This is a genomic window from Vibrio sp. NH-7 (assembly GCF_053643215.1).
Window position 1 is genome coordinate 1,113,090 of record NZ_CM132188.1, and the last position, 26,022, is coordinate 1,139,111.

The following is a 26,022-nucleotide window of genomic DNA, read 5'->3' on the forward strand; positions in this document are numbered from 1 at the left end:
AACACTAAACGCAACGCATAGCAAAAATGCCAAGCGTTGCGAATCACTCTTAAACAGATTGTTAGGCTTTAGCCCCTTGCATCACGCCCATCTTCGTCTTCAGGTACTCTAAAGCGCCAATATTTATCTGGCTTTACCCAAACAACAGAGCTTTCATTTAATTTTTTGAATGCGTTTAGTACTGGACGCCCAACAACTAAGTTGCCGTCAGCATTTTCTCTAAGTAGTTCTTCTTTCTGGTTTTTCACCAAAAAATCAACTACATCATCCTGATATAAACAACCATCTATATCCAGTATGCTTTGCATCCAAAGGGCAACAGATTGGATATCCATTAGTCTTCTACAACAACTAAAGAGTCATGAGGGAAAACCCCACGCTCAAGCTTCTTACCTGCAAACCATTGACACTCATATGTGCCTTTCCAGCTCTCATGGTAATCACGCTCTTCTGATTTAATAGTCATTGTTGGACCACCGGATTTCAAAGTTACAATTTTGCCGACTTCGTACATATTGTCTTCGTTCATATTTACCTCAAATGCAACATTATTAATAACAACAATATTTATATGGGAATTGAATGTAAAAAGACAATAGATGCACAATCGAAATTTTGAAGCCTAACGCCGCGTTAAGTGGTGAACAACGCAAACCACCAAACCTAAGCCATTGTACCTTAAACACTAAATTCAATTTAAACTAAGAACGCCAAGCGTTGTGAATCCGCCTTAAACGCCTTGTTAGGCGAAGTTTTCCTCCAGTGTTTAAGTTGTTTTGAAAGCAGATTACCCGAAACCCTATAACCAACCAAACACCCACTCACTTTTTGTGATTCAAGAACCATAAGAGCCACTATGTTTCAGCCAAGGTTTCAACAACCACGAAATGCGAATTTGCAGCGACTAAGTAGCTTTTGAACCTGAGAAACTAATAGCTACGAGCTAATAGCAAAAACGAAAGCTACGATTGACTTGCCTTTGCCGCACTTTAAGCCAGTGAAACTTGCCACCAACCGACACTAAAAACCAATGAGGCAGCCCACGAATTTTGGCATGTGTTACGGTTGGAGATATTCAAGAATTTGAGCCGACAATGCTAAGTTGCCGAAATAGAAAGACGAACTGCTAAATGGAACTAAGAAGATGAGAACAAAGAACTTTCCTGCCCGTCGCCTAACGCTGCGTTAAGTAGTGAGAAACGCAAACCGCCCTACCTAAACCATTGTGCCGTAAACACTAAATTCAAAGCAAACCGAAAATGCCGAGCGTTGCGAATCTGCCTTAAACGCTTTGTTATGTGTAGTTTCTCAGCTTAGCACTGGTCTAAAAAAGCTACGTTCATAACTGATGATACAATCCACCTTGTCTGCAAATTCGAATGCTTTAATACATTCTGGATCTTTTAGAGATTTAACTCGGTACTCTTCATAAGCCGATAAACTTTCAAACGTGAATAGAGCGAGAGCAATATTGTTCGCACCTTCAGATGGAAGAAAATAGCCATTGTGCTGACCACCAAACCTTTCAACCAATGGAATCCACGTTTTCGCGTATTCTTCGAACTCTTTAACCTTTTTAGGGTCTATTACATACCTGACATAGCAAGTAATCATGAGCATTAATTCCTTCTAATTGCTTGATTTTGTGGGCTACGCATAACGCCGCATTAAGGTGTGAGCAGCGCTTGGCTATACTTGAGCGAAGCGAAACTGCCAAGCGTTGCGAATCACTCTTAAATGCTTTGTTATACACATTACGGTTCGAGCCAAACACCTATATCAAGAGAGTTTCCAGTCTTAATTCGATAGTTAATTTGTGCTATAGCAATACCTACTGTACTCATTGATACTTTGTTTAGGCTTGTTGCACCCCATTTAGACAGCAACTCTTCCATATAGTCAAACTTATCAGATAGATGCTGTTTGATCTCTTGCGTACTCATAGTAGTTGAATTGAACAATTGCACTATAATGCGTATTTCATCTTCGTTTAACCCAACCTCCGTACACTTTGTTTTCAATTCATCCGCGTTAAGAGCATTGAACTGAAGCAAGTTTGGATAATGAAAGCATTGTAAAAATAAAGGTTTAACCTTTTCCACTCTGGCTTCTTCTAGGCTGATATCACTCAACTCAAAGCCCTTAGAAAAAAATGCAGGATATGAACTTCGAATTAACTCCTCAATTGGTTTAATTGTACTTGTTTCATATAGTGAACAGCACCCAGAAAACTTTAAGTGCTGGTAACATAATTCGCTGCCTGTTAGGTCAGTAGTAAGTGGAGCGATAGTAGATTCCAGATATTGATAAAATTCCTCCAGAGTCCCCAAACCATTTCGTTTAGTTTGTGTAAAAATGAAGACTAAAGACAGAATATCCATTTGTTGAGATGTAAGCATAGAAGCTACATTTAAAGCCTGATCCAAAATGATCTGTTTGAGATCTCTCTCTTCAGAGTTAAACCTTTCTTGTAATAGGTCTACTAAAACAGCTTCAAGATCTTCATCACCAGATCTAACGATTGCTTTTTGAGCATCATATATTGCCGTTTGCATTCCTGGGTCTTGGAAAGCCGCTAGGCTTTCTTGCTGATTTTCTTTTAACTTGATTAAAAGTTGATCTAGCAAATGCTCGGCTCGCTGATATGCCAATGCGGCAGCGTCACTTGATAGCTGGAGATAGTTTGATTTATATACATCAAGTGCCACCTCTTTACAGTCTGAGTAACTTAACCCTTGCTTGTGTACAACGATTTTTTCAGCCTGATAATTTTCTGAGTTATTACCGGATATTTGCTCAAGATGTTTATCATTAATCATCAAGTTTACCTATATGTATATCTCTTTTTGCTTGTATGTTTTTCGATTTACTACCTGATTTTTGAGTCATTACGGTAGACTTCGAAAACAAACCAAAAATAACAGTCAAAATGAAGATACCAGCTCCACTAAAGAACCATTCTTTGTTATCTACTATCCACTGCATACTTAACCTCAATTAATGTGTATAACGCCCTGTTAAGGGGTGAGCAACGCAATACTGAAGCTGCCGCATACCACCTTAAACACCAAAACCAACACATAGTGAAAATGCCACGCGTTGCGAATCCCTCTTGAACAGTTTGTTATGCTTGTTCTATCAGTAGGCACAGTGACGTTCCAACGCTTCATCCAGTTAGACTATGCCTATAAAGAGGTCTTATTTATTATGTTCTTTGCCACTTGAATGCTCGGCATACTTTTTGGAAATGAGTTGATGGATATGAAGTCCTGTTTTACGAACAAGATACCAATCTAACGCAGCTAAAATGACCAAGCTTATTATAGTTCCCATCTAAATCCCTCCTTGCATATCGAATCATAACTCTATCAAAACACTGACAAGTTAGATAAGACAGAACGCAATTTTTTGGTGAGCTGCAATGGTTTTCAGAGAAGTTAGAGTCTATTAAGAGATAAGAACCTAATTTTTCTGGAATAGATGCTAGGGCAGATACCGGTGATATTTGTTAAATACGTAAAGTGTTTATACTTACAAGTTTAAGAAAAAGCATAACGCCGTGTTAAGTGGTGAACAACGCCTACCACCGAACCTAAACCATTGTACCTTATACACTTAACCTAACTTGAACTAAAATCGCCAAGCGTTGTGAATCCGCCTTAAACGCCTTGTTAGTTTGTTGATAATAACTCCCTAATTCTCGTTTCTTGCCTTCTGACTTCACTCCAAAAACTTACAGGGGGAAAAACTAGACCACAGAAAAACATTATAATTGGTATAAATAATGGTAATTCAATATTCTCAGCACGATAGAGCATAACAACACTCGAGGCGCCAATAAAAACTAACCAGAAGAGCGTGAGGACTATGATAAGCGGGTGCATTCTCATTAAAATAGTTATTCTCGCCCCTGCATCTATATCTTCGACGCAGCCCTTAATTATTGGTGAATAAGAGTTCCTACGGCGCAAATTTTTACTAATATCAAATGAATTACTAAATACACTGCCAGTAAACTCTTTTCTCTTCCGTCTACGAAGCATTGTGGGCTTGTCTGTACGATCCTGAATTTTGTTTAATACTTCGTCTTTGGATAATGCACTATCAAATTGAAAGTCATGATACGGGATGAACTTCATACTTGCCTCAATAAACTAACGCCGCGTTAAGTGGTGAGCAACGCTACCACCCGACCTAAACCATTGTACCTTAAACACTGAAGCTGACTTAGACTAAAGCCGCCAAGCGTTGTGAATCCGCCTTGAACGCCTTGTTAGCATTTTCTTCGCAGCGCTGTTAATAATGGTTTTATTTGCTTCTTGCATGATTCATGTGATGATTTAAGTGATTTGGCGTAGTCTGTGAGCGTATTTTGAGCGCTGACAAGAGCATGTTCATTTACATTACTTGGCTCTGATTGATAACGAGCATATGCAAAATCGAACTTTTCAACTAGTGCATTATTCATGCGGTAACTATCTACAAGACTTTTTAGCTCACCGTAAACATTTACAATACTATGTCGAAGCTCTTTATCTGGCACATGCCCTAAAGCATTCGCATTGGCTGAATAAAACGTAAAATAGTCTTGAGTTATGGGCCAATAGACAGCCAAAGGAGTATCTTCCTTGAGCTGTTCAATTTCACTTCCCATTCGTTCGTCATATTTTAACCACAACGATTCCAGTTCGGCATGCAAACCATTTAAAACCCCTTGGACATATTCAGCCTGCTGCTTATTTCGAGCTTTTTCTTGAAACCAATTAGCAATCCAAACACCACTTAAAGTAGCACCACCGCCAATTAAAGCAGACAAAAAACTATTTATTTCAAAGCTCAACTTCCATCTCCAACTAATGTAAATGCTAACGCCGCATTAAGGTGTGAGCAGCACTTGGCTATACTTGAGCGAAGCGAAACTGCCAAGCGTTGCGAATCACTCTTAAATGCTTTGTTATATGCCTGTTTTCGAATAAACGGCCGTACCACTCAGTTCACCAGACGGCAATCTTCGGTCGTTACGTAAAATTCCTTCAAAAGCATACCCGCCTCGCTCTGCTACCATTCGACTTTTCAAATTCTGTTCTGCAGCTTTGATTTCAACTCGGTTAGCGTTTAGCTCATTAAACGCGTATGACTCTATTGCTTTCACTGCTTCAGAAATGAAACCATTGCCAACACTTGAACTACGCATCCAATAACCAATTTCAAAAAACGGTACTGATTTATCGCGAATAATTAACCCTATTGCACCAAGAAAGCGCCCTGTACTTTTTTCTATGATTGAATAACGTAACTCACCTTCAAAATTCTCAAAGTTATTGATGGCTTGTTGCGTGTTTTCAATTGATTCAGCTTCTGTTAACGCATATGGAACCCAAGGAAGATAGGCACCAAGTTCATCTTGGCTTTCCAGTATCGCTTCGAGCATCAGAGGTTGATATTCCATTGAAGGGGGCAGTAGTTTAAGTCTATCTGTTTCCATATTTACCTGTATCCAATTAAGGCTTATAACGCCGCGTTAAGTGGTGAACAACGCTAACCACCAAACCTAACCCATTGTACCTTAAACACTTAACCTAACCTGAACTGAATTGTGAATCCGCCTTAAACGCCTTGTTAGGCGAAGTTTTCTACCAGTGTTTAAGTTGTTTTGAAAGCAGATTACCCGAAACCCAATAAGCAACCAAACACCCACTGTCTTTTTGTGATTCAAGAACCATAAAAGCCCCCTATGTTTCAGCCGAAGTTTCGACAACCACAAAATACAGACTTTCAGCAATAAAGTTGCTTTTGAGGAGGCGAAACGGAAAGCTACAAATTTAAAGCGAGAACGAAAACCTCGATTAACTTGACCTTTCCACACTTTGAGCCAGTGAAATTCACAACCAACCGACTATGAAAACCAATGAGGCAACCCGCAAACCTTGGCATGTTTTACGGCCAGAGAGATTCAAGGGTTTGAGCCGACAATGTTGAATTGCCGACATAGAAAAACGAAAGCTCAAAGAGAACTAAGAAGATGAGAACAAAGAACTTCCTGCCCGTCGCCTAACGCCGCGTTAAGTGGTGAACAACGCAACCACTAAACCTAAGCCATTGTACCTTAAACACTTAATTCAACTGGAAGTAAAATCGCCAAGCGTTGTGAATCCGCCTTAAACGCTTTGTTATATTGATGCCGCCAAAACCAATTTATTGATTTAACTGGGATGCGAACAACAGTAGCGAAAAAATAGCAAAGCTGTACCTGAGATCATTTCTTAGTTTTATCAACCTCTTATTATTCAGTTGATCCAGATCTTTACCGAAAAGCATCGGGACAAATAAGAACATACCAAAATGGAACACTACGAACGGTGGAGCCCCTCTAGAACGCCAATGCTCATGCTCCATTTCATTCCATTCATCATAAAAACTCTTGCTGGATTTTATGAGCGGAAACATTGAAACCAACACCGCACAAACCATCAGAGTGTTAAATAACTCACCCATTTTAATCCCTGAACTTGAAAAACAATATAACGCCCAATTAAGGTGTGAGGCACGCAATACGATGCTCTCGCATACCACCTTAATCACTAAAACCAAAGCATAGTAAAAATGCCACGCGTGCCGAATCACTCTTAAATTGTTTGTTAGTTGCCCATCTCAAAGCCTAGTGCTAACATTTGTACACACACCAACAAAGGAATATATCATGGACACTAGAATTCAATTTCGTGTTGATGAAGAAACAAAACGCCTTGCTCAACAAATGGCTGAGAGCCAAGGTCGAACTTTAAGTGATGCTTGCCGTGAACTTACTGAGCAACTCGCTGAACAACAAAGAAAAACATTATCTCACGATGCATGGCTAACTGAACAAGTAAATCTAGCATTTGAGAAGTTTGACTCAGGAAAATCTGTTTTCGTTGAGCACCAAACTGCTAAGTCTCGAATGGAAGAGCGCAAAGCCAGAATCCGTAATCGAGGTAAGCAATGATTTTATGGGAAGAAGAGTCACTTAATGATCGTGAAAAGATCTTCGAGTTTCTCTATGACTTCAACCCTGATGCGGCAGAAAAAACTGACAACCTCATTGAAGCAAAAGTAGAAAACTTGCTTGAACAACCTTTAATGGGTGTACAACGAGATGGCATCCGCGGACGATTACTCATTATTCCTGAGATTTCGATGATTGTCTCTTACTGGGTCGAGGGCGATATCATCCGAGTTATGCGTGTACTCCACCAGAAACAAAAATTCCCTACGGATTGATTGCTTCCTCTGGGGAACTAACGCCGCATTAAGGTGTGAGCAACGCCACCACGAACTCCAACCACACCACCGTAAACACAAAACCCAACGATGGAATGAAAAATGCCAAGCGTTGGGAATCACTCTTAAATGCTTTGTTAGATGCCAGAACGCTGAGCCTGATTTAGTAGTGGTAACGACACGAAATGATCGTTATCGCTTGATCATCGACTGCGTAAACAAGCCTGTTAGTGTCATCAATACGACGAGACCAAAAACCAGATAAGTTCTCTTTTAACGGCTCTGGTTTACCTATACCCTCAAATGGGGAGCGCTTAACATCATTGATGAGTTTGTTGATGCGCTTGAGTGTTTTCTTGTCTTGAGTTTGCCAATACAGATAGTCATCCCAAGCGTCATCAGTCCACGACAGTAAACGTTGACTACTACTCATCGATTAACTCTCGTGCTGTTGTTTTACCAGCGCGGTACTGTGCTATCGAACGGTTTAGGTGTTCAGCGTTTTGAGGAGAGCGTAGTAAGTGAACGGTCTCCATAAGGCTATTGTAGTAGTCTAAAGACATAACCACAGCATCTTCAGAATCACGACGTGTAATAACTGTTGTATCAGCGTCATTAACTACACCGTCCAAAACAGCTTTAAGACCATTTCTAGCTTCAGTAAAAGATACGATTCTCATAAGAACCTCCACATGTACATTTAATAGCACAAGTATAGCCTTCATCACTTTATTTGTACAGTAAATTGAACATGCGATATTGAGAGGGCAACTAACGCCGCATTAAGGTGTGAGCAACGCGACCACAAAACTCAACCATACCACCGTAAACACTGAACTCAACAATGGAATGAAAAATGCCAAGCGTTGAGAATCCGCCTTAAACGCTTTGTTAGCTGCGTAGCTTTTTGGAGAGCAGGTTCTGTTTTGATTCGAATCCGGCGCTAGTATAAAAACCGATAGCTCCTGTGTTATTTGACCAAACATGCAGGTCAACTGAACTAGCGCCAAGAGCACTAGCCCACTTAGAAAAGTAAGAAACTAGCCCTGTAGCTACACCCAGCTTTCGAGCTTCGCTAGAAACGATTAACTCTTCAATATATCCATACGTTCGTGATTGCGTCCAACGACGCTCTTTAACGTCAGTGAGATTCCCCAATAAAGCTCCGACTACCTTTCCATCGTGCTCGCTAACAATAAGCAACTGATTTTCATCAGATAGAATGTCTTGAAGCTCAGTCTCATTTAGTACATCTTCAGTTTTGCGAACAACATCTGGGACTAAGTCTGAGTTGTGCTCATTCTCAGCAATGAAAAGGCTAACCAACACATCTAAATCTTTGATTTGGGCTACACGAACCATAAATCTTCTCCAAGCAGCTAACGCCCTGTTAAGGGGTGAGCAACGCAATACCGAAGCTGCCGCATACCACCTTAACCACTTAAACCAACGCATAGTAAAAATGCCGCGCGTTGCGAATCCCTCTTGAACAGTTTGTTAGGCATCTTGTCACCACAAACTACTTACCCGTTTTGCACCTAATTAACTTCCAAAATGAAAGCATGAAAATAACCAACGAGAGAACAATATGAAGCGTCGGTATGCCTCTAGACCAAACATCAGACTCTACCAAATGATAATCAAATTCTTTGCCACACAAATGATGACCTTCAATGGTCGTTTCAATTACAAAAGGAGCCCAGAAATAAGTTACCAACATAGCAGCCAACAAAGCAATTAAGGGCGTAATCCATGTAAATTTTGAACCTCTATTTTCTCGAAGAAGCCTGACTATGATGAAAATGAACAGTACTGAGCCATACATTATCGAAGCATAAAAACGCCCATCATCTCCCTGTGTGCAAGTACCCGAAACTGCACCAAGCGAAACCAAAAGACCAAACAATATTATCAATATCGAGCTGTACATTTGTAACCTTTGATGCCTAACGCCCTGTTAAGGTGTGAGCAACGCAATACCGATGCTACTGCAAAGCACTTTAAACACAAAACGCAACGCATAGCAAAAATGCCAAGCGTTGCGAATCACTCTTAAACAGATTGTTATGCTAATGTGGTTTAAGATTTAGCCAGTTGAAGAACATAATTCCAAAGAGCAATCGCCGCAGCACTCTTTATGTAATACTGTTGCGTACTGTTTTCTACTTTAACAGCACCAACCCGCTCAAGCTCGACAGAAACCAACTTTTCTACAAAGTCTGCATTACTCGACTCAAACACTCTAACTTCAATTAATTCTCCAAGTACTCCTTTAGATTTCTGGTCGGCGAGAGCATGCTCAATAGTTGCGGTCCTACCAAATACCCACACACCCGGTTTAGCTCTAAATGAGTAGAGATATTCGGAGTCAATTGTCTTATCAGGGATACTTATAGATTTTTGTTCCTTTAGCTTCAAATGTTTTTTTGAGAACAATTTTTTAAGTTCAGCTTGTGATAAATCTTGAATGCTTTCTTCTGTTACTTCAATGCCACTTACAAATAGATCAAAGAATATCTCGGCGGGCCCAAAAACTCGATTTACATAAGACTGCACATCTCCAAAGCCTACTTTCTGATGCTTCGCTATAGCATCAATTAAGTCATTTACACCCATATCTGCAACATAAACAACATTCGCATCTTGCAAAAAAGTTAACAACTGCTTCGGTGTTTTACTAACATTCCTCTTTCTTAAATAGGTTAAACCTTTCTTTTGCACAAGTTCTTTTAACTTAACTTTTGAGCGCTCAAGTGCTCCACTATTTACCTCAGCAAAACCTCCGTGCTCTTTCGTGAAAGCATAAAATTCAGAAGGAACAATGGTTTCCCCATATCTCTTTTCATACTCAACAAGTGCGGCCTCAGTTTTTTTTGTAACTAGTTCTTTTCTCTTTAATGCCGCACCAGCATTCACTTTTGTCATACTTGCTTAACCTACAATAAGGAATAGTCACCTAATTCCACAGATCTAAGCAAATTTTAGGCTAAAAAACAATGAGATAATGGAGTAAGAGGTTAGCATAACGCCCAATTAACGTGTGAGCAGCGCATACACTGAACTTGAATATTGCGCCGTAAACACTAAATTCACCCGAAGTGAGAGCGCCAAGCGTTGCGAATCACTGTTGAATTGTTTGTTATGCTTTACCACAAACACATGATTTAATTGAGAAAAAACTGCAATTTCTAACTAGTTTTCTGAAGCAAACCGCAAGGCTAGAACCAACTTGGCTGTCAAAAGCGACCAACCTAAAACAAGCAAGTCCACTTCCCTTCCCAATGAGGCAACCCGACTAAGATCCAACAAGCGCCCTGTCTTTCCAACCAAAGCACAAAACAATGGCAAATTGCCGAGGCAACTGCCAAGCCGAAATGCTAATTGGCGAAGAACCTAGAAGCGACTTTGAGCCAGTTAAATCAGAAGCCAACCGCCACGGCCTGACAATGAAGCAACCCGCGAACATTGGCATGTTTTACGGGCTGAGAGAGTCAAGAACTTAGACCGACAATGCGGATTTGCTGAGTCTACTAGGGACGGATTGCCAGAGGGACAAAGAACTTCAGCCTAAGAAACTTAAGCCCTTGAAATACAAGTAAACATAACGCCCAATTAAGGGGTGAGCAACGCTACCGCCCAACCTAAAAGCATTGTACATAAACACTAAACTTGCAGTAGAAGCAAAAATGCCAAGCGTTGGGAATCTGCCTTAAACGCCTTGTTATGCGCGTACTTCACCATTAACTGATTCAAGATATTCTTTTAGCTTCTTGGATCTAGATTTTGATATTAACAACCCTACTGGTTGCAACAAGACAATGGCCAATATGAAGGAACTTAGAATGACATATCCGTAAACAAAACCGACTATTACATTGATCAACAGTCCTATCATTACGACAGCATAGCGCCAGTATTCAATATTTAACTCGTAGGTATTCCGTTCAGTGTTGTGAGATATTGATACTGGATATGACAACAAAGACAGACGAACAAATATACTCTTATTGCGTATTTTTGCTTTGAACCCTCGTTTTAGCAACTCTTCTAATAACTTATTCATTCGATATCCTTTTTGAACGATATAGCGCATAACGCCGCGTTAAGTGGTGAACAACGCCAACCACCAAACCTGACCCCTGTACCTTAAACACTAAACCTGACTGGAACTGAAACCGCCAAGCGTTGTGAATCCGCCTTAAACGCCTTGTTAGTTTTACGTTTACTACTCAGATTCCGCGATCATTTGTGCTCGCCACTCGGCTATATTTGCCCATTTCTCATCTGTTACACCGTTGTGTGACCAAAACACTACTTCACCAGTAGCGTTTAAACAGTAATAATCAGAGTTATCTTCGCATATAGGTAACAGTTCCACGGGTAAATCGTAATACTCTCGAGCATTTTTCAGTGTCTCGAAGATATTTGCATAACTGGGAGGGTTCAATATTTCTAAAGCTTCAATAGGAGCGTCGCCTAGGTCATAACCAGATTTAACGAACTCTATATATTCAAGCGGAAATTCAAAACCCAATATTCTTTGAACTTCATCTAATTCGGCATCTGTAATTGTTTTAACCATAAATCTATCCGTTTTCATGACGCTAACTAGTACAACTAACGCCGCATTAAGGTGTGAGCGACGATTGGCTATACTTGAGCGAAGCGAAAATGCCAAGCGTTGCGAATCACTCTTAAATGCTTTGTTAGCAGCAACTTACAACGCGAGTTTAAACCCTTCATGTGTTGCTTTAAATCCAAGTTTCTCATAGAACCTGATTGCATCAGGACGCTGCTTGTCACTTGTTAGCTGAACGATTGTACAGCCTTTATTTTTTGCCAGTTCGATGGCATGTGCGAACATTTGCTCACCGAAGCCTTGTCCACGATAGTCACTATGGATTCGAACACCTTCGATAAGGCAACGCCAACTACCAATATGCGTTAGGTAAGGAATAAAAGTAATTTGAAGCATCCCGACTAGAGAGTTTTCCAGCTCAACAACAAGTAATTCGTTATTTGGGTCTCTTACAATTGCTTCGAACGCTTCAAGATACCCACTATTCAGCGGAACAGACGCATCTTCTCTTTTACTACCAAGTGGGTCATTTGAAAGCAAAGCTACAAGACTTTCCAAATCTTCAAAATCAGCTGAACGATACTTTAATTCCATTTATGGCTCCTTATTACTTCTGGCTGCTAACGCCGCATTAAGGTGTGAGCGGCGCTTGGCTATACTTGAGCGAAGCGAAACTGCCAAGCGTTGCGAATCACTCTTAAATGCTTTGTTATGCATTTTTTGTGAAGTGCTGTTCTATATCGTACCCAACCACGGTGCCTCTCTGTTCAAACATATTGATAAACTTTTTAATTTCTTGCTTGCCGTTGGACCCAAAAATCAAACTGTTCAACGTTGCTCTTATACCAAATTGATTTTTAAGAGTATTAACCGGGTTAGCTTGTGTGACCATTTTAAAAATACCCACGCCAGCTTCCATGGTTACAGGCTTATGAATGGACCCCATTCCTATTTTAGAATTCACATATTCAGATATTGAATCTAATTGTCTACGATAATTAGCAATTTCCTTAACATTGTCTTCAGAAAGTGCATTTTGAAATAACTTTAGCCAATCCCTCAACTGTGAAAAGTCCTCTCTCATTTGGAGAGCGACATGGATAAGCTCGCTAGGTGAAGAAGCCTCCTGAATAACTCTGACTGGGATTGCAGGCATATTTACAAATAGAGAATACAAAGCGTCTGTTCCATAGACTTTTTTTGATACCCTCATCTGCTCGTCATTCAGAAATGAGGTAAGTTGATGCAAAGCATCACCTGCTGGCAGCATAAAACCAGAATTGACAAAAAACCGCTTTCTAAGAGGATGAGGTGTGTAACTACGCTCGTAAACAAAACTACGAGCGCACATACCTGCACCACCCCACATGGTTGCTGAAAGAAGTGGACTCTGAACCCTTTTCGTTTCTTTCCAACTCAATACATTCTCTTGATGAGCCAGTTTTAGGGATTCAGTTGAACTCATATGCTCAATGATACGATTACGCGGCTCGACTAACTTATAAGGCTCTTCTAGGAATGGATAACTCCTCACGACTCCTAACTCTTTCGCTGCTAGTATGGGACTATTAGCCTCTACCCAAGCATGTTCAAATTTCTCTTCAACTAAGATCTCATCCCTTAAAACTAAATCCGTTAAGAAATCAAATAGAGCCTCAGTCTGAATTGAAGGGTAACTAACATCTTTAAAATGGTGCTCACCATTTTCTACCGTTATTTCGTGTGCCGAGGTATTTTCCATGCCATAAACAAATAAGCTGGATATATCTTGAAGAGACCAATTGTCTGAAATTATACCTTGTGCCATTTTACCTCCGTAACGACCAACTAAGAAAATGCATAACGCTGCGTTAAGTGGTGAACAACGCAAACCACTATACCTAACCCTTTGTACCTTAAACACTAAATTCAATTTAAACTGAGATCGCCAAGCGTTGTGAATCCGCCTTAAACGCCTTGTTAGGCGAAGTTTCCCACCGGGGTTTAAGGTTGTTTGAAAGCAGATTACCCGAAACCGAATAAGCAACCAAACACCCACTGACTTTTTGTGATTCAAGAACCACAAATATCACTATGTTTCAGCCAAGGTTTCAACAACCACGAAATGCTGACTTTCAGCGTTCAAGTTGCTTTTGAGGAAGCGAAACGTAAAGCTGCAAACTTAAAGCGAGAACGAAAGCCTCAATTGACTTGCCCTTGCCACACTTCGAGCCATCGAAACTTGCCACCAACCAACGCTGAAAACCAATGAGGCAACCCATGAGCATTGGCATGTTTTACGGTTAGAGAGGTTCAAGAATTTGAGCCGGCAATGGTGAATTGCCGACTTAGAAAAACGAATGCTCAAAGAGAACTAAGAAAATGAGAACAGAGAACTTTCCTGCCCGTCGCCTAACGCCGCGTTAAGTAGTGAGCAACGCCACCACGAAATCTGACCATACCACCGTAAACACAAAAACCAACGATGGAATGAAAAATACCAAGCGTTGGGAATCTGTCTTAAACGCTTTGTTATGTGCTAGTTACAATCGAAAAACCAATATTTCCGTTTACCAAGACTAAACAAATATACTGAGACATTACCAGCCTCTTTGTAATTCTTAAGCCTTTCATTCGGTAACGTTGCCCATAACCAATCAAAGTCTGCATCGGTATCTTCCGGAATATAAGCTTCAATGAATTCTTGTTTATCTGTGAAGTCCTCTTTTGAAGCTATTCGCTCAAAAACTGGATACTGGCCACTAATAAATGGCCACTCATGCTCTTGCCAACATGGTAAGGATGGAGTTTTATAGGTGACCGTCTTTGAGTCTTCTGTATCACTCTCAGCGCAATCGTTAGGTTCAATATCTAGTTCTATCAAAGCGCCAGAAGACAAACAAGAATCACATATACAATCGATGTCATTTTGCCCTGGGTACATTCCAGCGTCGAACCATATGCCTACTTTAAAACAAACTGAGCACTGTGTTGGTTCATCAACCTTGAATGCAAAGTTTTCCGTATCAGAGAAAAACTCAAATTTCATTTGTACTCCTTCTGGCACATAACGCCACGTTAAGTGGTGAACAACGCTAACCACCAAGCCTAAGCCATTGTACCTTAAACACTTACTTAAACTGGAAGTGAAATCGCCAAGCGTTGTGAATCCGTCTTAAACGCCTTGTTAGGCGAAATTTCCCACCAGTGTTCAAGGATGTTTGAAAGCAGATTACCCGAAACCAAATAAGCAACCAAACACCCACTGACTTTTTGTGATTCAAGAACCATAAAAGCCACTATGTTTCAGCCGAAATTTCGACAACCACGAAATACAGACTTTCAGCGATCAAGTTGCTTTTGAAAAGACTAAGCATAAAGCTGCAAACGTAAAGCAAGAGCGAAAGCCTCGATTAACTTGCCTTGCCATACTTTGAGCCAGTGAAAATCGCCACTAACCGTCTCCAAAAACCAATGAGGCAACCCATGAACATTGGCATGTTTTACGGCTGGAGAGGTTCAAGAATTTGAGCCGACAATGTAGAATTGCCGACTTAGAAAAGCGAATGGTCAAAGAGAACTAAGAGATGAGAACAAAGAACTTTTTTGCCCGTCGCCTAACGCCGCGTTAAGTAGTGAGCAACGCTAACCACCTAACCTAAACCTTTGCACCGTAAACACAAAACTAAACTTTAAATGCTGAGCGCCAAGCGTTGGGAATCTGCCTTAAACGCCTTGTTATAGTGCTTTGCCGTTTACAAGTGACCAATGATGAGGCATTAATTCTCGTATAGTTTTGAAAACCAATGCATTCTCTGGAGTCGTAATTGCTGCTTTGACATCCCCACCCCAATGGACAAGGCGCTCTTGGCAAACTCCGCATGGTGACAAGATTAGAAATTCATCGTTCTCGCTCTCACGACACAGGCATAATGAGTGGGTCACTCGCTCATTGAGTTTGTGAGCCTCTAAATACGCTCCCACTTCCATGCATAGTGAAAGAGCATCGTTTTTCGTATCAGGAGCAATGCTTGTCAATATTCTTCCTGACTCTGTTCTAACAGCCGCAGCTCCACCCCAACCAGAAGGATATCGACATTTACCAGTTCTATTGCTGCTTGATAGAGCTCTTTTTCGATATTATCCATGACCATCCATATTCAATTTTATCGAGCGCTATAACGCCCAATTAAGGGGTGAACAACGCCTCCACCCAACCTAACGCATTGTGCCATAAACACTAAATTTGAAGTAGAAGCAAAAGTGCCAAGCGTTGTGAATCCCTCTTAAATTGCTTGTTATGTTGTAAACCTAACCTTTCCCTTTCCACTGACACTCTAAGTCTGGAAGCCCTTCTTTATTTTCACTGTTTCCAGGCCGAACAACAAAACCATGTGCACGGTAGAACCTCTGAGCTTTCTCATTTACTTCAAACGTCCGTAAAGTAAGAGAACCATTCGATTGTTCTTTGGCTTGGCTCAGTAAGTACGAGCCGATACCTTTTCCTTGGAATTTAGGTGAAACGTACAGTTGGCTTATTTCTGTTTCCGAACTGGCCATAAAGGCAACCGGATCGGAGTTATCGATACGGACAACAACTAACACTTGGTAACTACTAGGTAGGATATGTTCGAGAAAGTACGCTTGAGATTCAAAAGAGTGGACCGGCTGTATGCCTAAAGCTTCCATCATTGATTCACGCCAAAGTGACGTAACTTCCTTGATGTGCTCCGAAGCTAAAAGCTCCATTTTGTAGATACTTAAGTCCATTTTTCCTCCTACAACATAACGCTGCGTTAAGTAGTGAGAAACGCAAACCGCCCTACCTAAACCATTGTGCCGTAAACACTAAATTCAAAGCAAACCGAAAATGCCGAGCGTTGCGAATCTGCCTTAAACGCTTTGTTATGTGTAGTTTCTCAGCTTAGCACTGGTCTAAAAAAGCTACGTTCATAACTGATGATACAATCCACCTTGTCTGCAAATTCGAATGCTTTAATACATTCTGGATCTTTTAGAGATTTAACTCGGTACTCTTCATAAGCCGATAAACTTTCAAACGTGAATAGAGCGAGAGCAATATTGTTCGCACCTTCAGATGGAAGAAAATAGCCATTGTGCTGACCACCAAACCTTTCAACCAATGGAATCCACGTTTTCGCGTATTCTTCGAACTCTTTAACCTTTTTAGGGTCTATTACATACCTGACATAGCAAGTAATCATGAGCATTAATTCCTTCTAATTGCTTGATTTTGTGGGCTACGCATAACGCCGCGTTAAGTGGTGAGCAACGCAGACCACCCTACCTAAACCATTGTGCCGTAAACACTTAAGCTGAAGCAAACCGAAAATGCCGAGCGTTGGGAATCCGTCTTAAACGCTTTGTTATACGCGTGCTGACACTACAACGAAACTTTCATAACTTGATGATTTGGTTTACTTTCAATGTCAACCGCTAACCAACCTAAAGACTCATACAGCGATGGTACATTTGTGTAAGCATACAGGTTACTTTGAGTTGTTGCCGATACCTGACTAACACCTCGGTTAATCAGTTCACTGGCAATACCTTGACCACGCCACTCTGGTGAAACATAAACAGCGTTAAACCAAATAACTTCTAAGTCACCATAAGGTTCTTTGAAGCGCGAGTATGCGAGACCACCAATAACTTGATTGTCTCTGAGGGCAACAATCACCGGTGGAAGGTTAGCTTCGGGTTGATAGGTATCTACGAATCGAAAATCAGACCATTCCGTTTGAAACAGCTTCTCTAGAGCAACCCAACACTGGGTATTTTCATCGCAATTTCTGAATACTACCTTGTTCATATTGGGCTATTTCCTCAAAAGCGTATAACGCCGCGTTAAGGTGTGAGCAACGCTACCACCACACCTTAATTATTGCGACGTAAACACTTAAGTTAACTTAAACAAAAAATGCCAAGCGTTGGGAATCACTCTTAAATGCTTTGTTATGTTTATTGCATCCTATAAATGTAAACGTCATCAATGAAATGCCCATTTATCGTGTTTTTTGAAAATCTAATGTGGTTTATGGATGAGTCCGTCTTAATCATCGTAGACAACAATTGAACCATAGAGTTGTCAGTTGTTGAAACTCCGATGTCACTTAAAGAGATTTTCTGAGATTCATCTGAAATAGCCTTATTAGCTTCGATAATTCTCTTATAGTATTTTCTAGGTCCCTCTTTACTTACTCTTGGAGAAGCAAAAATTAATTTCCAAGTATGCTCCTCAGAAATAAAAAACCAGAAAGCTGACTGAACGTCAGCCTCTGCAAGGTCTAACTGCTGAACTAGCTGAACACCAGATTTGATCATGGCGTCAGAAAGTGTTTCGCTTACCAATAATTCTTTAACCATACCAATACACCTGAATCTTCATCTGTTATCGCATCGTAGAGGTCGTTTGCTTTAATCTCATCGATGTCCGTTTCATACCTTGTGGTTTCTGCCCAGTCTTTAGCCACCGCCCAGTTAACTTTAAATTCCTCGTCTTGGTTTTCTTTTTCGGTTAACTTCTGCTTCAAACCTGCGACACCAATCAAGTCTTTTAAATTATGAGTATGGCACGCAACTGCTAACTTTTTATCAGGAAAGTCATTTTCTTTCACTTGCATGCAAATTGAAGCTTTTAGTGCTGCTTCTAAAGCGTACCCTGCAAGATAGTACGCCCCTTGTGGGCTGCCACCATCCAATAAGAGCTTCGCTTCCTTGAGTCTTATCTCAACTAGACTCTCGAAATCATTCTTATTCATAAAGTTTCACTTACACATTTTAACTACCTGATACTTTACAGCAAACTCAGGACAAAGACCTCAATAACTTAGTGAAAGTGCCGAAGATAAACATAACGCCGCGTTAAGTAGTGAGCAACGCCTACCACCCAACCTAAACCATTACACCTTAAACGCTAAACCCAACTTAGAATACAAACCGCCAAGCGTTGGGAATCTGCCTTAAACGCCTTGTTAGGCTACTGATTTTCGCCTATGCGCCACAACACACCACTCGGATCTGTTAGACAAAACTCGAGCATTCCCCACGGCTGCTCAATAAGCTCTGTAACCTTTACACCAAACTCTTTGTCTAGATTGAGTTTTAAAACATGTGCATACCAACTTTGCGCATCTTCAACTAAGAGGTGCATCATAAAGTTGTTGCTGTGAGCAGGTTCGTAAAAGTCTTGAAGCAAGAAAGAATAAGAGCCTGATTTGAAGTATGCGATTCCGTCAAACTCAGATGCCATTTCAAAACCCATTGTCTGATAAAAGCGCTTAGAGCATTCAAAGTCTTTAGCGGGAACGAATGACTTTATTTCTACGGCATTCAGGTTTTCCATCTCCATTTTATAGCGACTGTTTGTAGCCTAACGCCCAATTAAGGGGTGAGCAACGCTACCACCCAACCTAAAGCATTGTGCCATAAACACTAAATTGGAAGTAGAACCAAAAATGCCAAGCGTTGGGAATCCCTCTTAAATTGTTTGTTATATGCACAGAATTTCGACTTGCTTAATGGCGTCAAAGAATACTTTATGACACTTAAAATCGGGCTTACTTCCTACTTTATGCCAGAAGAAATTAAACTCATGCCCACCGTCATCTTGAGTAAAGAAACTCCAGCTATTCGGTAGTTCTTGGTCTATTTCGCAAAGCACAAAATGCCACAGTTGATTTTGAAAGTCGCTTTCCCAGCAGTCGAGATAATGAGCACTTGATACACTAGATAACCCAGATTCTTCTTCTAGCTCTCTCAAAGCAGCACTTTCAATAGAAATATCCGACGGTTCTAGTGTTCCTTTAACAAGTTGAACCTCAGCTAATGGATGTTCAAACAACAGTAACTCACGATAGTTTCCTGATTTTCTGAGCACTACAGGGCAGACTTTTACTTCCCTTTTTCGGATTCTTTCTTCCACTGAACTCTCCCGTGCATATAACGCCGCATTAAGGTGTGAGTAACGCAACCACGAAACTCAACCATACCACCGTAAACACTGAACTTAACGATGGAATGAAAAAATGCCAAGCGTTAGGAATCACTCTTAAATGCTTTGTTAGGTTAATGACTCAAAAGGTTAAACTAAGTTGCATTTTGATATACGGTATTTCTATATGGTTTTGTATCTTTAAGCCTGAACCTACAGCTTCAAAACCAACCTGTTTGTAACATGAAATAGCCCTTTGATTCGACTCTCGAACATTCAAACTGATTGTTCTAACCAATTTTTGCTTTTCAAGATAAGAAAGCAATAATTTTATAGCATGAGTTCCAATGCCTTTACCAAAGTGTATGGAGTCAAAAAGCATAATCCCTAAGACCGCACACTCGGCATTAACGGTTCGCTCAAGCCAAATAACACCTGATGATTCCTTGTCTACTACAATTACTTTCCAAACAAACGTATTTGCCTGCATCTGTTCAAAAGTTTGACCGCGAGGTAAATAACGAGACATATACTGATCGCTGTCGATACTTTGGGCATATACTCGCAAGCTATCAAAATCAGATAAATCCACGTTTCTTAATGAAATCATATTATTAACCTAACGCCCAATTAAGGGGTGAACAACGCCACTACCTTACATAACGCATTGTGCCATAACCACTAAATTTGAAGTAGAAGCAAAAATGCCAAGCGTTGGGAATCTGCCTTAAACGCCTTGTTATGCGAATTTGCACGCATAAGCCAACTTAGCCCAATGCAGACTACCTTAAGCACGAAAAACAACAAACAAACCAAACACTTTTTGTGATTCAAGAAACAGCAGAGTCACTATGTTACAGCCAAAGTCCCGACAACCACGAATGCGGCCTTTCAGCAACAATGTTGCTTTTAAACCACCTAACCTAGCGGCGCCGAACGTTTAACAAATACTGAGCATCGATTGACTTGCCCTTTCCACACTTTGAACCCAGCAAAACTTCCACGCACCGGCTCTGAAAACCAATGAGGCAACCCGCGAATGTTGGCATATTTTACGGCCTAAGAGATTCATGAAATTGAGTCGATAATGCTAAGTTGCCGACACCGAAAATGGATGGCCAAAGAGAACGAAAACGAGAGATGAGATAATTTTTCTTACAGTCGCATAACGCCCTGTTAAGGGGTGAGCAACGCAATACCGAAACCGCCGCATACCACCCTAATCACTTAAACCAACGCATAGTGAAAATGCCACGCGTTGCGAATCCCTCTTGAACAGTTTGTTAGGCTATTGACCCTCTGAGATTCTCACATACGTCCCATTGAAGGTGACATTTAACCCGCCACAACCGTTGTCTTTGCTAACTACGAGGGTATCTTGATCTAACAAAACTTGGAGAGTACAGCCGTCAACGTCATAGTCTATTTGATTACCTTTTAACGTTACAACTCCGTCGATTTCTCCAAAATTCACAAGGCCAGAAGAAGAGTCACCTACCCAAACTGATGTGCCAGATAGTTCGTATGTGTTCGAACCCACCTTAGTTAAGTCAATAAAGGCAGTGTCAGTATCCAATTGATCATTGTTATACCGCTCATAATGCCCCTGAAAACCAGGAACGACTGCTGCATATGCAAGCGATGAAATAAGCAACATACTTAGAGCTACGCAAACTGTTTTCAAGCTCAAATTCTCCTCAATAGCCTAACGCCCTGTTAAGGGGTGAGCAACGCATTACCGAAGCCGCCGCATACCACCTTAAACACTAAAACCAACGCATAGTGAAAATGCCACGCGTTGCGAATCCCTCTTAAACAGTTTGTTATGCGTAATTTTTGACGTACTTTGTCATTGCTGTTTCCGAGACTGACAAACCGTCGATTCTATATTGATCTTGGAACTCTCCAACAACATTAAACCCTGCCTTTAGGTAGAGGTTCTTTGCTGGGAAATTCTCTGATAATACACAAAGATCAAGCCAGTCAATTTCAGCTTTTTCTTGGCAGAAATTTATAACAGCATCAATGAGTCTTTGACCAAGACCTTGCTTCCGACAAGAAACATCTACGCCCATACCTAATAGAACTCTGTGAGAACAGCTTTCATCACTGTGGTGGCGAAGATCGATATGACCTTTGATATTTCCAGAGGTGTCTTTTACAACCCAAAGCTTTCTCCAACCTAAGTCGCCAAACTGATGAGAAAAGCCTTGGATAAACTTATCTTTTGTTGTTTCTGGAATTTCACTTTGCTCTCTGGACATTGGCTGGAAAAGAGGAACTTCTCCATTACCATTTTCAGACAGCTGATTTTCTAGATACACAAAGAATGAATCTAAATCCGATTTTTCCGCTTCTACTACTTCCATCTAATTCTCGGTACTCCATCAATTACGCATAACGCCCTGTTAAGGGGTGAGCAACGCAATACCGAAGTCGCCGCATACCGCCTTAAACACTAAAACCAACGCATAGTAAAAATGCCACGTGTTGCGAATCCCTCTTGAACAGTTTGTTAGGCAAATCTAACCGTTTAAGCAGAACTTCCCGTGCTTTTCCCTAGCCTTAGATATGTATTGCTGCTCAAGTAAGTTAATACATTGCCCTTCAGTAACATTTTCAAGAATTGTTAATTCGATAGAATGTTTGTTTACTACTGCCGTATGCAGAGCAAGATGAACTTTTCTAAAGCCCTCAGGGTTAGATTTCCGATATGGCTTCTTTGCGATAATTTTGGCGACATTCCTTTTATAGTCTTTTAAAGGACGACTAATTCCATTTGAAGCTTTGCCTACATAAACGCCGATAATTTCATCTGTACCTTTAGTAACCTTCCATTCGTAGATCAACCTCTGAAAGGGTTCATGTTTTCACATTTGAGAGTAAACTCCATTTTTCCTCCATTTGCCTAACGCGGCATTAAGGTGTGAGCGACGCTTGGCTATACTTGAGCGAAGCGAAACTGCCAAGCGTTGCGAATCACTCTTAAATGCTTTGTTATATTTTTTTGTACTTGTTTTCCAGCTTGAGTACTGTGCTATCAATTTCTGGGTCTAACTGCTTGCGTCTAAAAATATCTAATACGACTTCAAATACTTTGTATGAGTCTAACAAGTCGTCTTCTGACACACGGTCGGCATGAGTTGCCTCATTACCAACAAGTTTAAGTGATTCTAACCAACGAGCTTCTTGAGGAAACTCTTTAGCCATACTTTGAATTCTTCTATGTAGATTCCCTTGAGAAAAGCCTAGTTCAGCGCATAATTTTTCAATGGCTCTTCTTAACCTACTTCCAGCCGAACAAGTGTCCGAGAAATAGTGGTTAAAAGAGCTTAACAATTCTTCGTTTACAGAATTAGGGGTAGTACTGTTCAGTGGGAATAGAGAAACTGGAGGATTAAAGCTTTCTACCTTGATTTGGCGTATTCGATTAGTTTTATCGTTTGGGATTTTAGCAAATCCAGTGGCGGACACACTTTCATTACACATTTTGCACTTAAAGAAAGCAATGAACTGGTAAGGGCTATAACCTGCCTCATTTGCAATCGTGATGAAAGTAGCCGCTAATTTTAAAAAATTATTATCTTCATCTTTCACGAGATCTAGTAAGTCATTATCTCTGAATTTCTCGACATATGCCTTCCCTGCACGTCCAGACAAGCCCCTAGCACTAAAACTCTCTACATCTGGCTCTAAGTTTAAACTGTTACAGTATGGGCAAGGTAATGCAGGGTAATTACCCAGCGGTTGAAGCTCAGATAATTTAGACCAAAACTCTTTTTTAAACACCAATATCTCCTAAAAATATAACGCCGCATTAAGGAGTGAGCTGCGCTCGGCTATACTTGAGCGAAGCGAAAATGCCGAGCGTTGCGAATCACTCTTAAATGCTTTGTTATATTGTGGTTTCGTAGTTCTTTTTTATTATGCCTAAGATACGTTCCAGATACTTAGAAAACACTTTGTCCCACTCTGAAATCAAAGTTGAAGCATCAGTGTCATGAGATAGAAAGCCGCTATCATGATTGGCAGAGTATCCTTTTAACTTGCCTTGTCGAAGAGCATGACGGTCTAGAATAAAGCTATGTTCCTTGATCTTTCTGACACCTCTATTTGCACCATGGGCAGCAAAGCTGTTTCTAATATCGAAGATCTTACAACCTTGAATTTCGCTTAGTTCAAACTCCATACCCATTTTTCTTAGCAAAACTAACAGCGCTTGCTGCTGCATATAAACAGCATTGAGGACACCATAGAAGTACAAATAGAGATCACCAAATGGCAATGATGGATTTCGCTCTAGAAACGAATGTTTAGCTAGTTGTGTATCCTCTAAGAGGTAAAAGCTGTCGATAACCGAGTTATACGCATCGCTTGTAGCAACAGATACGATAGGAAAAAGCTCTTCATCATTGTCAACATTACAAGAATGATCCGAGATAATTTCCCGAGTTAAAGCTATTATTTCATCAATTTCCAAACGCTGAACTCCAAAAACAATATAACGCCGCATTAAGGTGTGAGCGACGCTTGGCTATACTTGAGCGAAGCGAAACTGCCAAGCGTTGCGAATCACTCTTAAATTCTTTGTTATATGAATTTATTCGTTACCCGCATACCTAAATTTTTCTCCGTATATTGACTCGTATTCAATTTCGAAAGTAATTGATGTAGCTATTTGCTCAATTCCAACCTGTATATCTGATGAATAGGATGCATCATCGATTTCAAGTAGCTGTAGTGTACAACCTGTCGAGATGGATTGTTGCTTTGACGGTATATAGCAACCATATCCTATTTGGTCGATACCAAGTATCGAAAATGCCTTCTCCATCTGGTCATCGGGATGTAGACTACATAATCGATAACCATCAACTAGAACACAGAAATCAGTAATAATAGCTGGACCCAACCCATTGTTCTGCAACGTAAACCCCAAGAGTTTTTCATCTGTTAAAGTCTGATCGATACATAAATGTGGCTTTGTAGATTTGCGGAAATATTCTCGATTCAGCACACTTTGCCACACTGAGACGCCCAATGCAGAAAGAGCTATAACAGCCGCTGACATCGATATTATATGTTCTGTTTCCATGTGCATCCTTTCATATAACGCTCTGTTAAGGGGTGAGCAACGCAATACCAAAGCCGCCGCATACCACCTTAAACACTAAAACCAACGCATAGTGAAAATGCCACGCGTTGCGAATCCCTCTTGAACAGTTTGTTATGTTTTACCACAAGTTACTGACTTAATTGAGAAAGAACTGCTATTTCTAACTAGTTTTCTGAACCGAACCACAAGACAAGAACCGACTTGGCCACCAAAGGCGACCAACCAGAAACGAGTAATTCCACTTCCCTGCCCAATGAGGCAACCCGACTAAGCACCCACAAACGCCCTGTATTTCCGACCAAAGCGCAAAACAATGTTGAATTGCCGAGGCAACTGCCAAGCTGAAATGCTGCTTGATAATGAACCTGAAAGCGACTTAGAGCCAGTTAAACAAGAAGCCGACCGCCACGACCTGACAATGAAGCAACCCGCGAACATTGGCATGTTTTACGGGCTGAGAGATTCAAGAACTTAGACCGACAATGCGGATTTGCTGAGTCTACTAGGGACGATTGCCAAAGGGACAAAGAACTAGAGCCTAAGGTATTTAAGCCTTTGAAATACAAGTAAACATAACGCCCTGTTAAGGGGTGAGCAACGCAATACCGAAGCCACCGCACACCACCTTAATCACTAAAATCAACGCATAGTGAAAATGCCACGCGTTGCGAATCCCTCTTGAACAGATTGTTAGAGCGCAACTCACAGGTTGAACAGAACTTTCAAAAGAGAATTTACCAAGGAAGAGATCCCTAGAAATAGAACTACTGGCAAACCTATCGTTATTATCAGTTTAAACTCGACAAACTGACCTACAACTGCATCACCATATCTACCGCCCAGAAACTTTCTCGATTCGTCTCCTACCGTAGATTTGACTTCATCTGTGACCGTCTTGCGATCTTTACCGATGAATTCTTTAAACAACATAAAGCCGAAGGGAGCGATAATAATGCCAGCGATAAGATATGAAACGTATTCAATTATCTCCGTCATATTCATTATTTTTCTCCTGCGCTCTAACGCCGCGTTAAGTGGTGAGCAACGCCAACCACTTAACTTAAACCATTGCACCTGAAACACTAAAACTGATTTGAACTCAAGTCGCCAAGCGTTGGGAATCCGTCTTAAACG

General features: G+C 40.8%; 34 protein-coding genes and 1 pseudogene. 3 read left to right on the top strand and 32 right to left on the bottom strand.

Features of this window, described 5'->3' with window-relative positions; genetic code table 11:
• Window positions 1-68: 68 nt before the first annotated feature.
• The 7 genes from ACUALS_RS19260 to ACUALS_RS19290 form a co-directional block, all read right to left on the bottom strand.
• Entirely contained in the window at window positions 69-335 is a 267-nt protein-coding gene (locus ACUALS_RS19260) for a DUF6953 family protein (RefSeq protein WP_454449437.1), read from the bottom strand.
• Window positions 335-529, bottom strand: coding sequence for a YodC family protein (locus ACUALS_RS19265; protein ID WP_454449438.1), 195 nt, complete (start codon window positions 527-529; stop codon window positions 335-337). Before ACUALS_RS19265 ends, ACUALS_RS19260 begins: the two co-directional genes overlap by 1 nt.
• Before the next feature lie 779 nt (window positions 530-1,308).
• Window positions 1,309-1,614, bottom strand: a complete 306-nt coding sequence (locus ACUALS_RS19270; protein ID WP_454449439.1) for an NIPSNAP family protein — start codon at window positions 1,612-1,614, stop codon at window positions 1,309-1,311.
• Between the two features lie 140 nt (window positions 1,615-1,754).
• Window positions 1,755-2,819: an LPO_1073/Vpar_1526 family protein gene (locus tag ACUALS_RS19275; RefSeq protein WP_454449440.1), complete on the bottom strand. Its 1,065-nt coding sequence runs from the start codon at window positions 2,817-2,819 to the stop codon at window positions 1,755-1,757.
• Window positions 2,812-2,985 (bottom strand): hypothetical protein, encoded by a 174-nt coding sequence (locus tag ACUALS_RS19280; protein WP_229611604.1) that lies wholly within the window; start codon window positions 2,983-2,985, stop codon window positions 2,812-2,814. The genes ACUALS_RS19275 and ACUALS_RS19280 overlap by 8 nt, the downstream gene beginning before the upstream one ends.
• Window positions 2,986-4,273: 1,288 nt before the next feature.
• Window positions 4,274-4,840, bottom strand: coding sequence for a hypothetical protein (locus ACUALS_RS19285; protein ID WP_036829226.1), 567 nt, complete (start codon window positions 4,838-4,840; stop codon window positions 4,274-4,276).
• Window positions 4,841-4,954: 114 nt separating this feature from the next.
• On the bottom strand, window positions 4,955-5,485 hold the full coding sequence (locus tag ACUALS_RS19290) for a GNAT family N-acetyltransferase (protein WP_029388633.1): 531 nt from the start codon (window positions 5,483-5,485) through the stop codon (window positions 4,955-4,957).
• A gap of 1,215 nt (window positions 5,486-6,700) precedes the next feature.
• Between ACUALS_RS19290 and ACUALS_RS19295 the strand changes: the two genes are divergently transcribed.
• The gene (locus ACUALS_RS19295) at window positions 6,701-6,985 is read left to right on the top strand and encodes a type II toxin-antitoxin system TacA family antitoxin (RefSeq protein ID WP_005398409.1); all 285 of its coding nucleotides are present in this window, start codon (window positions 6,701-6,703) and stop codon (window positions 6,983-6,985) included.
• Window positions 6,982-7,260 (top strand): type II toxin-antitoxin system RelE/ParE family toxin, encoded by a 279-nt coding sequence (locus ACUALS_RS19300; protein WP_005398411.1) that lies wholly within the window; start codon window positions 6,982-6,984, stop codon window positions 7,258-7,260. Before ACUALS_RS19295 ends, ACUALS_RS19300 begins: the two co-directional genes overlap by 4 nt.
• Window positions 7,261-7,423: 163 nt before the next feature.
• On the opposite strand, the gene ACUALS_RS19305 is transcribed toward ACUALS_RS19300, so the two are convergent.
• The 24 genes and pseudogenes from ACUALS_RS19305 to ACUALS_RS19420 all read right to left on the bottom strand — a co-directional run bounded on the left by ACUALS_RS19305 (window position 7,424) and on the right by ACUALS_RS19420 (window position 24,867).
• A complete protein-coding gene (locus ACUALS_RS19305) occupies window positions 7,424-7,693 on the bottom strand; it encodes a Txe/YoeB family addiction module toxin (protein WP_005464459.1) in 270 nt (89 codons plus the stop codon).
• A complete protein-coding gene (locus ACUALS_RS19310; protein WP_005526636.1) occupies window positions 7,686-7,940 on the bottom strand; it encodes a type II toxin-antitoxin system Phd/YefM family antitoxin in 255 nt (84 codons plus the stop codon). Before ACUALS_RS19310 ends, ACUALS_RS19305 begins: the two co-directional genes overlap by 8 nt.
• A gap of 211 nt (window positions 7,941-8,151) precedes the next feature.
• Window positions 8,152-8,622, bottom strand: a complete 471-nt coding sequence (locus tag ACUALS_RS19315; RefSeq protein ID WP_318106025.1) for a GNAT family N-acetyltransferase — start codon at window positions 8,620-8,622, stop codon at window positions 8,152-8,154.
• Between the two features lie 717 nt (window positions 8,623-9,339).
• Entirely contained in the window at window positions 9,340-10,185 is an 846-nt protein-coding gene (locus tag ACUALS_RS19320) for a hypothetical protein (RefSeq protein WP_454449441.1), read from the bottom strand.
• A gap of 796 nt (window positions 10,186-10,981) precedes the next feature.
• A complete protein-coding gene (locus tag ACUALS_RS19325) occupies window positions 10,982-11,323 on the bottom strand; it encodes a hypothetical protein (RefSeq protein ID WP_454449442.1) in 342 nt (113 codons plus the stop codon).
• Between the two features lie 162 nt (window positions 11,324-11,485).
• Window positions 11,486-11,842, bottom strand: coding sequence for an SMI1/KNR4 family protein (locus tag ACUALS_RS19330; RefSeq protein ID WP_193286434.1), 357 nt, complete (start codon window positions 11,840-11,842; stop codon window positions 11,486-11,488).
• A gap of 135 nt (window positions 11,843-11,977) precedes the next feature.
• On the bottom strand, window positions 11,978-12,433 hold the full coding sequence (locus ACUALS_RS19335) for a GNAT family N-acetyltransferase (RefSeq protein WP_126576033.1): 456 nt from the start codon (window positions 12,431-12,433) through the stop codon (window positions 11,978-11,980).
• A gap of 115 nt (window positions 12,434-12,548) precedes the next feature.
• The gene (locus ACUALS_RS19340) at window positions 12,549-13,646 is read right to left on the bottom strand and encodes a hypothetical protein (RefSeq protein WP_454449443.1); all 1,098 of its coding nucleotides are present in this window, start codon (window positions 13,644-13,646) and stop codon (window positions 12,549-12,551) included.
• A gap of 711 nt (window positions 13,647-14,357) precedes the next feature.
• Entirely contained in the window at window positions 14,358-14,867 is a 510-nt protein-coding gene (locus ACUALS_RS19345) for a CbrC family protein (RefSeq protein WP_193281230.1), read from the bottom strand.
• 689 nt (window positions 14,868-15,556) lie between these two features.
• Window positions 15,557-15,966 (bottom strand): annotated as a pseudogene (locus tag ACUALS_RS19350) (cytidine deaminase).
• A 163-nt stretch (window positions 15,967-16,129) separates the two neighbouring features.
• Window positions 16,130-16,588, bottom strand: a complete 459-nt coding sequence (locus tag ACUALS_RS19355) for a GNAT family N-acetyltransferase (protein ID WP_454449444.1) — start codon at window positions 16,586-16,588, stop codon at window positions 16,130-16,132.
• Window positions 16,589-16,737: 149 nt separating this feature from the next.
• Window positions 16,738-17,043: an NIPSNAP family protein gene (locus tag ACUALS_RS19360; protein ID WP_454449439.1), complete on the bottom strand. Its 306-nt coding sequence runs from the start codon at window positions 17,041-17,043 to the stop codon at window positions 16,738-16,740.
• Window positions 17,044-17,222: 179 nt separating this feature from the next.
• Entirely contained in the window at window positions 17,223-17,651 is a 429-nt protein-coding gene (locus tag ACUALS_RS19365; RefSeq protein ID WP_454449445.1) for a GNAT family N-acetyltransferase, read from the bottom strand.
• 149 nt (window positions 17,652-17,800) lie between these two features.
• Entirely contained in the window at window positions 17,801-18,205 is a 405-nt protein-coding gene (locus tag ACUALS_RS19370) for a hypothetical protein (RefSeq protein ID WP_454449446.1), read from the bottom strand.
• Complete coding sequence (locus tag ACUALS_RS19375) at window positions 18,184-18,600, bottom strand: hypothetical protein (protein WP_454449447.1); 417 nt, start codon at window positions 18,598-18,600, stop codon at window positions 18,184-18,186. Before ACUALS_RS19375 ends, ACUALS_RS19370 begins: the two co-directional genes overlap by 22 nt.
• 218 nt (window positions 18,601-18,818) lie before the next feature.
• Window positions 18,819-19,184 (bottom strand): VOC family protein, encoded by a 366-nt coding sequence (locus tag ACUALS_RS19380; protein WP_454449448.1) that lies wholly within the window; start codon window positions 19,182-19,184, stop codon window positions 18,819-18,821.
• 147 nt (window positions 19,185-19,331) lie between these two features.
• Entirely contained in the window at window positions 19,332-19,763 is a 432-nt protein-coding gene (locus ACUALS_RS19385) for an NUDIX hydrolase (protein ID WP_454449449.1), read from the bottom strand.
• Window positions 19,764-19,914: 151 nt separating this feature from the next.
• A complete protein-coding gene (locus tag ACUALS_RS19390) occupies window positions 19,915-20,382 on the bottom strand; it encodes a GNAT family N-acetyltransferase (RefSeq protein ID WP_454449450.1) in 468 nt (155 codons plus the stop codon).
• Between the two features lie 678 nt (window positions 20,383-21,060).
• A complete protein-coding gene (locus tag ACUALS_RS19395; RefSeq protein WP_158653459.1) occupies window positions 21,061-21,456 on the bottom strand; it encodes a hypothetical protein in 396 nt (131 codons plus the stop codon).
• Between the two features lie 139 nt (window positions 21,457-21,595).
• Complete coding sequence (locus ACUALS_RS19400; RefSeq protein ID WP_454449451.1) at window positions 21,596-22,141, bottom strand: GNAT family N-acetyltransferase; 546 nt, start codon at window positions 22,139-22,141, stop codon at window positions 21,596-21,598.
• Between the two features lie 156 nt (window positions 22,142-22,297).
• The gene (locus ACUALS_RS19405) at window positions 22,298-22,621 is read right to left on the bottom strand and encodes a hypothetical protein (RefSeq protein ID WP_454449452.1); all 324 of its coding nucleotides are present in this window, start codon (window positions 22,619-22,621) and stop codon (window positions 22,298-22,300) included.
• Window positions 22,622-22,769: 148 nt separating this feature from the next.
• A complete protein-coding gene (locus tag ACUALS_RS19410) occupies window positions 22,770-23,561 on the bottom strand; it encodes a DUF4145 domain-containing protein (protein ID WP_046268218.1) in 792 nt (263 codons plus the stop codon).
• A gap of 106 nt (window positions 23,562-23,667) precedes the next feature.
• Complete coding sequence (locus ACUALS_RS19415; RefSeq protein WP_318117383.1) at window positions 23,668-24,252, bottom strand: hypothetical protein; 585 nt, start codon at window positions 24,250-24,252, stop codon at window positions 23,668-23,670.
• A gap of 120 nt (window positions 24,253-24,372) precedes the next feature.
• Window positions 24,373-24,867, bottom strand: coding sequence for a hypothetical protein (locus ACUALS_RS19420; RefSeq protein ID WP_454449453.1), 495 nt, complete (start codon window positions 24,865-24,867; stop codon window positions 24,373-24,375).
• Window positions 24,868-25,201: 334 nt separating this feature from the next.
• Between ACUALS_RS19420 and ACUALS_RS19425 the strand changes: the two genes are divergently transcribed.
• On the top strand, window positions 25,202-25,363 hold the full coding sequence (locus ACUALS_RS19425) for a hypothetical protein (RefSeq protein ID WP_454449454.1): 162 nt from the start codon (window positions 25,202-25,204) through the stop codon (window positions 25,361-25,363).
• 227 nt (window positions 25,364-25,590) lie between these two features.
• On the opposite strand, the gene ACUALS_RS19430 is transcribed toward ACUALS_RS19425, so the two are convergent.
• Window positions 25,591-25,890 (bottom strand): hypothetical protein, encoded by a 300-nt coding sequence (locus tag ACUALS_RS19430; RefSeq protein ID WP_454449430.1) that lies wholly within the window; start codon window positions 25,888-25,890, stop codon window positions 25,591-25,593.
• Window positions 25,891-26,022: the final 132 nt, after the last annotated feature.

Excerpts from the sequence above, each read along its gene's own strand:
- ACUALS_RS19290 (WP_029388633.1), bottom strand. The coding sequence starts at position 5,485 with ATGGAAACAGATAGACTTAAACTACTGCCCCCTTCAATGGAATATCAA.
- ACUALS_RS19420 (WP_454449453.1), bottom strand. The coding sequence starts at position 24,867 with ATGGAAACAGAACATATAATATCGATGTCAGCGGCTGTTATAGCTCTT.
- ACUALS_RS19270 (WP_454449439.1), bottom strand. The coding sequence starts at position 1,614 with ATGATTACTTGCTATGTCAGGTATGTAATAGACCCTAAAAAGGTTAAA.
- ACUALS_RS19315 (WP_318106025.1), bottom strand. The coding sequence starts at position 8,622 with ATGGTTCGTGTAGCCCAAATCAAAGATTTAGATGTGTTGGTTAGCCTT.
- ACUALS_RS19320 (WP_454449441.1), bottom strand. The coding sequence starts at position 10,185 with ATGACAAAAGTGAATGCTGGTGCGGCATTAAAGAGAAAAGAACTAGTT.
- ACUALS_RS19355 (WP_454449444.1), bottom strand. The coding sequence starts at position 16,588 with ATGGACTTAAGTATCTACAAAATGGAGCTTTTAGCTTCGGAGCACATC.
- ACUALS_RS19300 (WP_005398411.1), top strand. The coding sequence starts at position 6,982 with ATGATTTTATGGGAAGAAGAGTCACTTAATGATCGTGAAAAGATCTTC.
- ACUALS_RS19375 (WP_454449447.1), bottom strand. The coding sequence starts at position 18,600 with ATGAATAAGAATGATTTCGAGAGTCTAGTTGAGATAAGACTCAAGGAA.
- ACUALS_RS19305 (WP_005464459.1), bottom strand. The coding sequence starts at position 7,693 with ATGAGTAGTAGTCAACGTTTACTGTCGTGGACTGATGACGCTTGGGAT.
- ACUALS_RS19380 (WP_454449448.1), bottom strand. The coding sequence starts at position 19,184 with ATGGAAAACCTGAATGCCGTAGAAATAAAGTCATTCGTTCCCGCTAAA.
- ACUALS_RS19335 (WP_126576033.1), bottom strand. The coding sequence starts at position 12,433 with ATGGAATTAAAGTATCGTTCAGCTGATTTTGAAGATTTGGAAAGTCTT.
- ACUALS_RS19275 (WP_454449440.1), bottom strand. The coding sequence starts at position 2,819 with ATGATTAATGATAAACATCTTGAGCAAATATCCGGTAATAACTCAGAA.
- ACUALS_RS19365 (WP_454449445.1), bottom strand. The coding sequence starts at position 17,651 with ATGAACAAGGTAGTATTCAGAAATTGCGATGAAAATACCCAGTGTTGG.
- ACUALS_RS19310 (WP_005526636.1), bottom strand. The coding sequence starts at position 7,940 with ATGAGAATCGTATCTTTTACTGAAGCTAGAAATGGTCTTAAAGCTGTT.
- ACUALS_RS19430 (WP_454449430.1), bottom strand. The coding sequence starts at position 25,890 with ATGAATATGACGGAGATAATTGAATACGTTTCATATCTTATCGCTGGC.
- ACUALS_RS19345 (WP_193281230.1), bottom strand. The coding sequence starts at position 14,867 with ATGAAATTTGAGTTTTTCTCTGATACGGAAAACTTTGCATTCAAGGTT.
- ACUALS_RS19425 (WP_454449454.1), top strand. The coding sequence starts at position 25,202 with ATGTTGAATTGCCGAGGCAACTGCCAAGCTGAAATGCTGCTTGATAAT.
- ACUALS_RS19390 (WP_454449450.1), bottom strand. The coding sequence starts at position 20,382 with ATGATTTCATTAAGAAACGTGGATTTATCTGATTTTGATAGCTTGCGA.
- ACUALS_RS19360 (WP_454449439.1), bottom strand. The coding sequence starts at position 17,043 with ATGATTACTTGCTATGTCAGGTATGTAATAGACCCTAAAAAGGTTAAA.
- ACUALS_RS19340 (WP_454449443.1), bottom strand. The coding sequence starts at position 13,646 with ATGGCACAAGGTATAATTTCAGACAATTGGTCTCTTCAAGATATATCC.
- ACUALS_RS19265 (WP_454449438.1), bottom strand. The coding sequence starts at position 529 with ATGAACGAAGACAATATGTACGAAGTCGGCAAAATTGTAACTTTGAAA.
- ACUALS_RS19260 (WP_454449437.1), bottom strand. The coding sequence starts at position 335 with ATGGATATCCAATCTGTTGCCCTTTGGATGCAAAGCATACTGGATATA.
- ACUALS_RS19370 (WP_454449446.1), bottom strand. The coding sequence starts at position 18,205 with ATGGTTAAAGAATTATTGGTAAGCGAAACACTTTCTGACGCCATGATC.
- ACUALS_RS19330 (WP_193286434.1), bottom strand. The coding sequence starts at position 11,842 with ATGGTTAAAACAATTACAGATGCCGAATTAGATGAAGTTCAAAGAATA.
- ACUALS_RS19400 (WP_454449451.1), bottom strand. The coding sequence starts at position 22,141 with ATGGAAGTAGTAGAAGCGGAAAAATCGGATTTAGATTCATTCTTTGTG.
- ACUALS_RS19295 (WP_005398409.1), top strand. The coding sequence starts at position 6,701 with ATGGACACTAGAATTCAATTTCGTGTTGATGAAGAAACAAAACGCCTT.
- ACUALS_RS19325 (WP_454449442.1), bottom strand. The coding sequence starts at position 11,323 with ATGAATAAGTTATTAGAAGAGTTGCTAAAACGAGGGTTCAAAGCAAAA.
- ACUALS_RS19280 (WP_229611604.1), bottom strand. The coding sequence starts at position 2,985 with ATGCAGTGGATAGTAGATAACAAAGAATGGTTCTTTAGTGGAGCTGGT.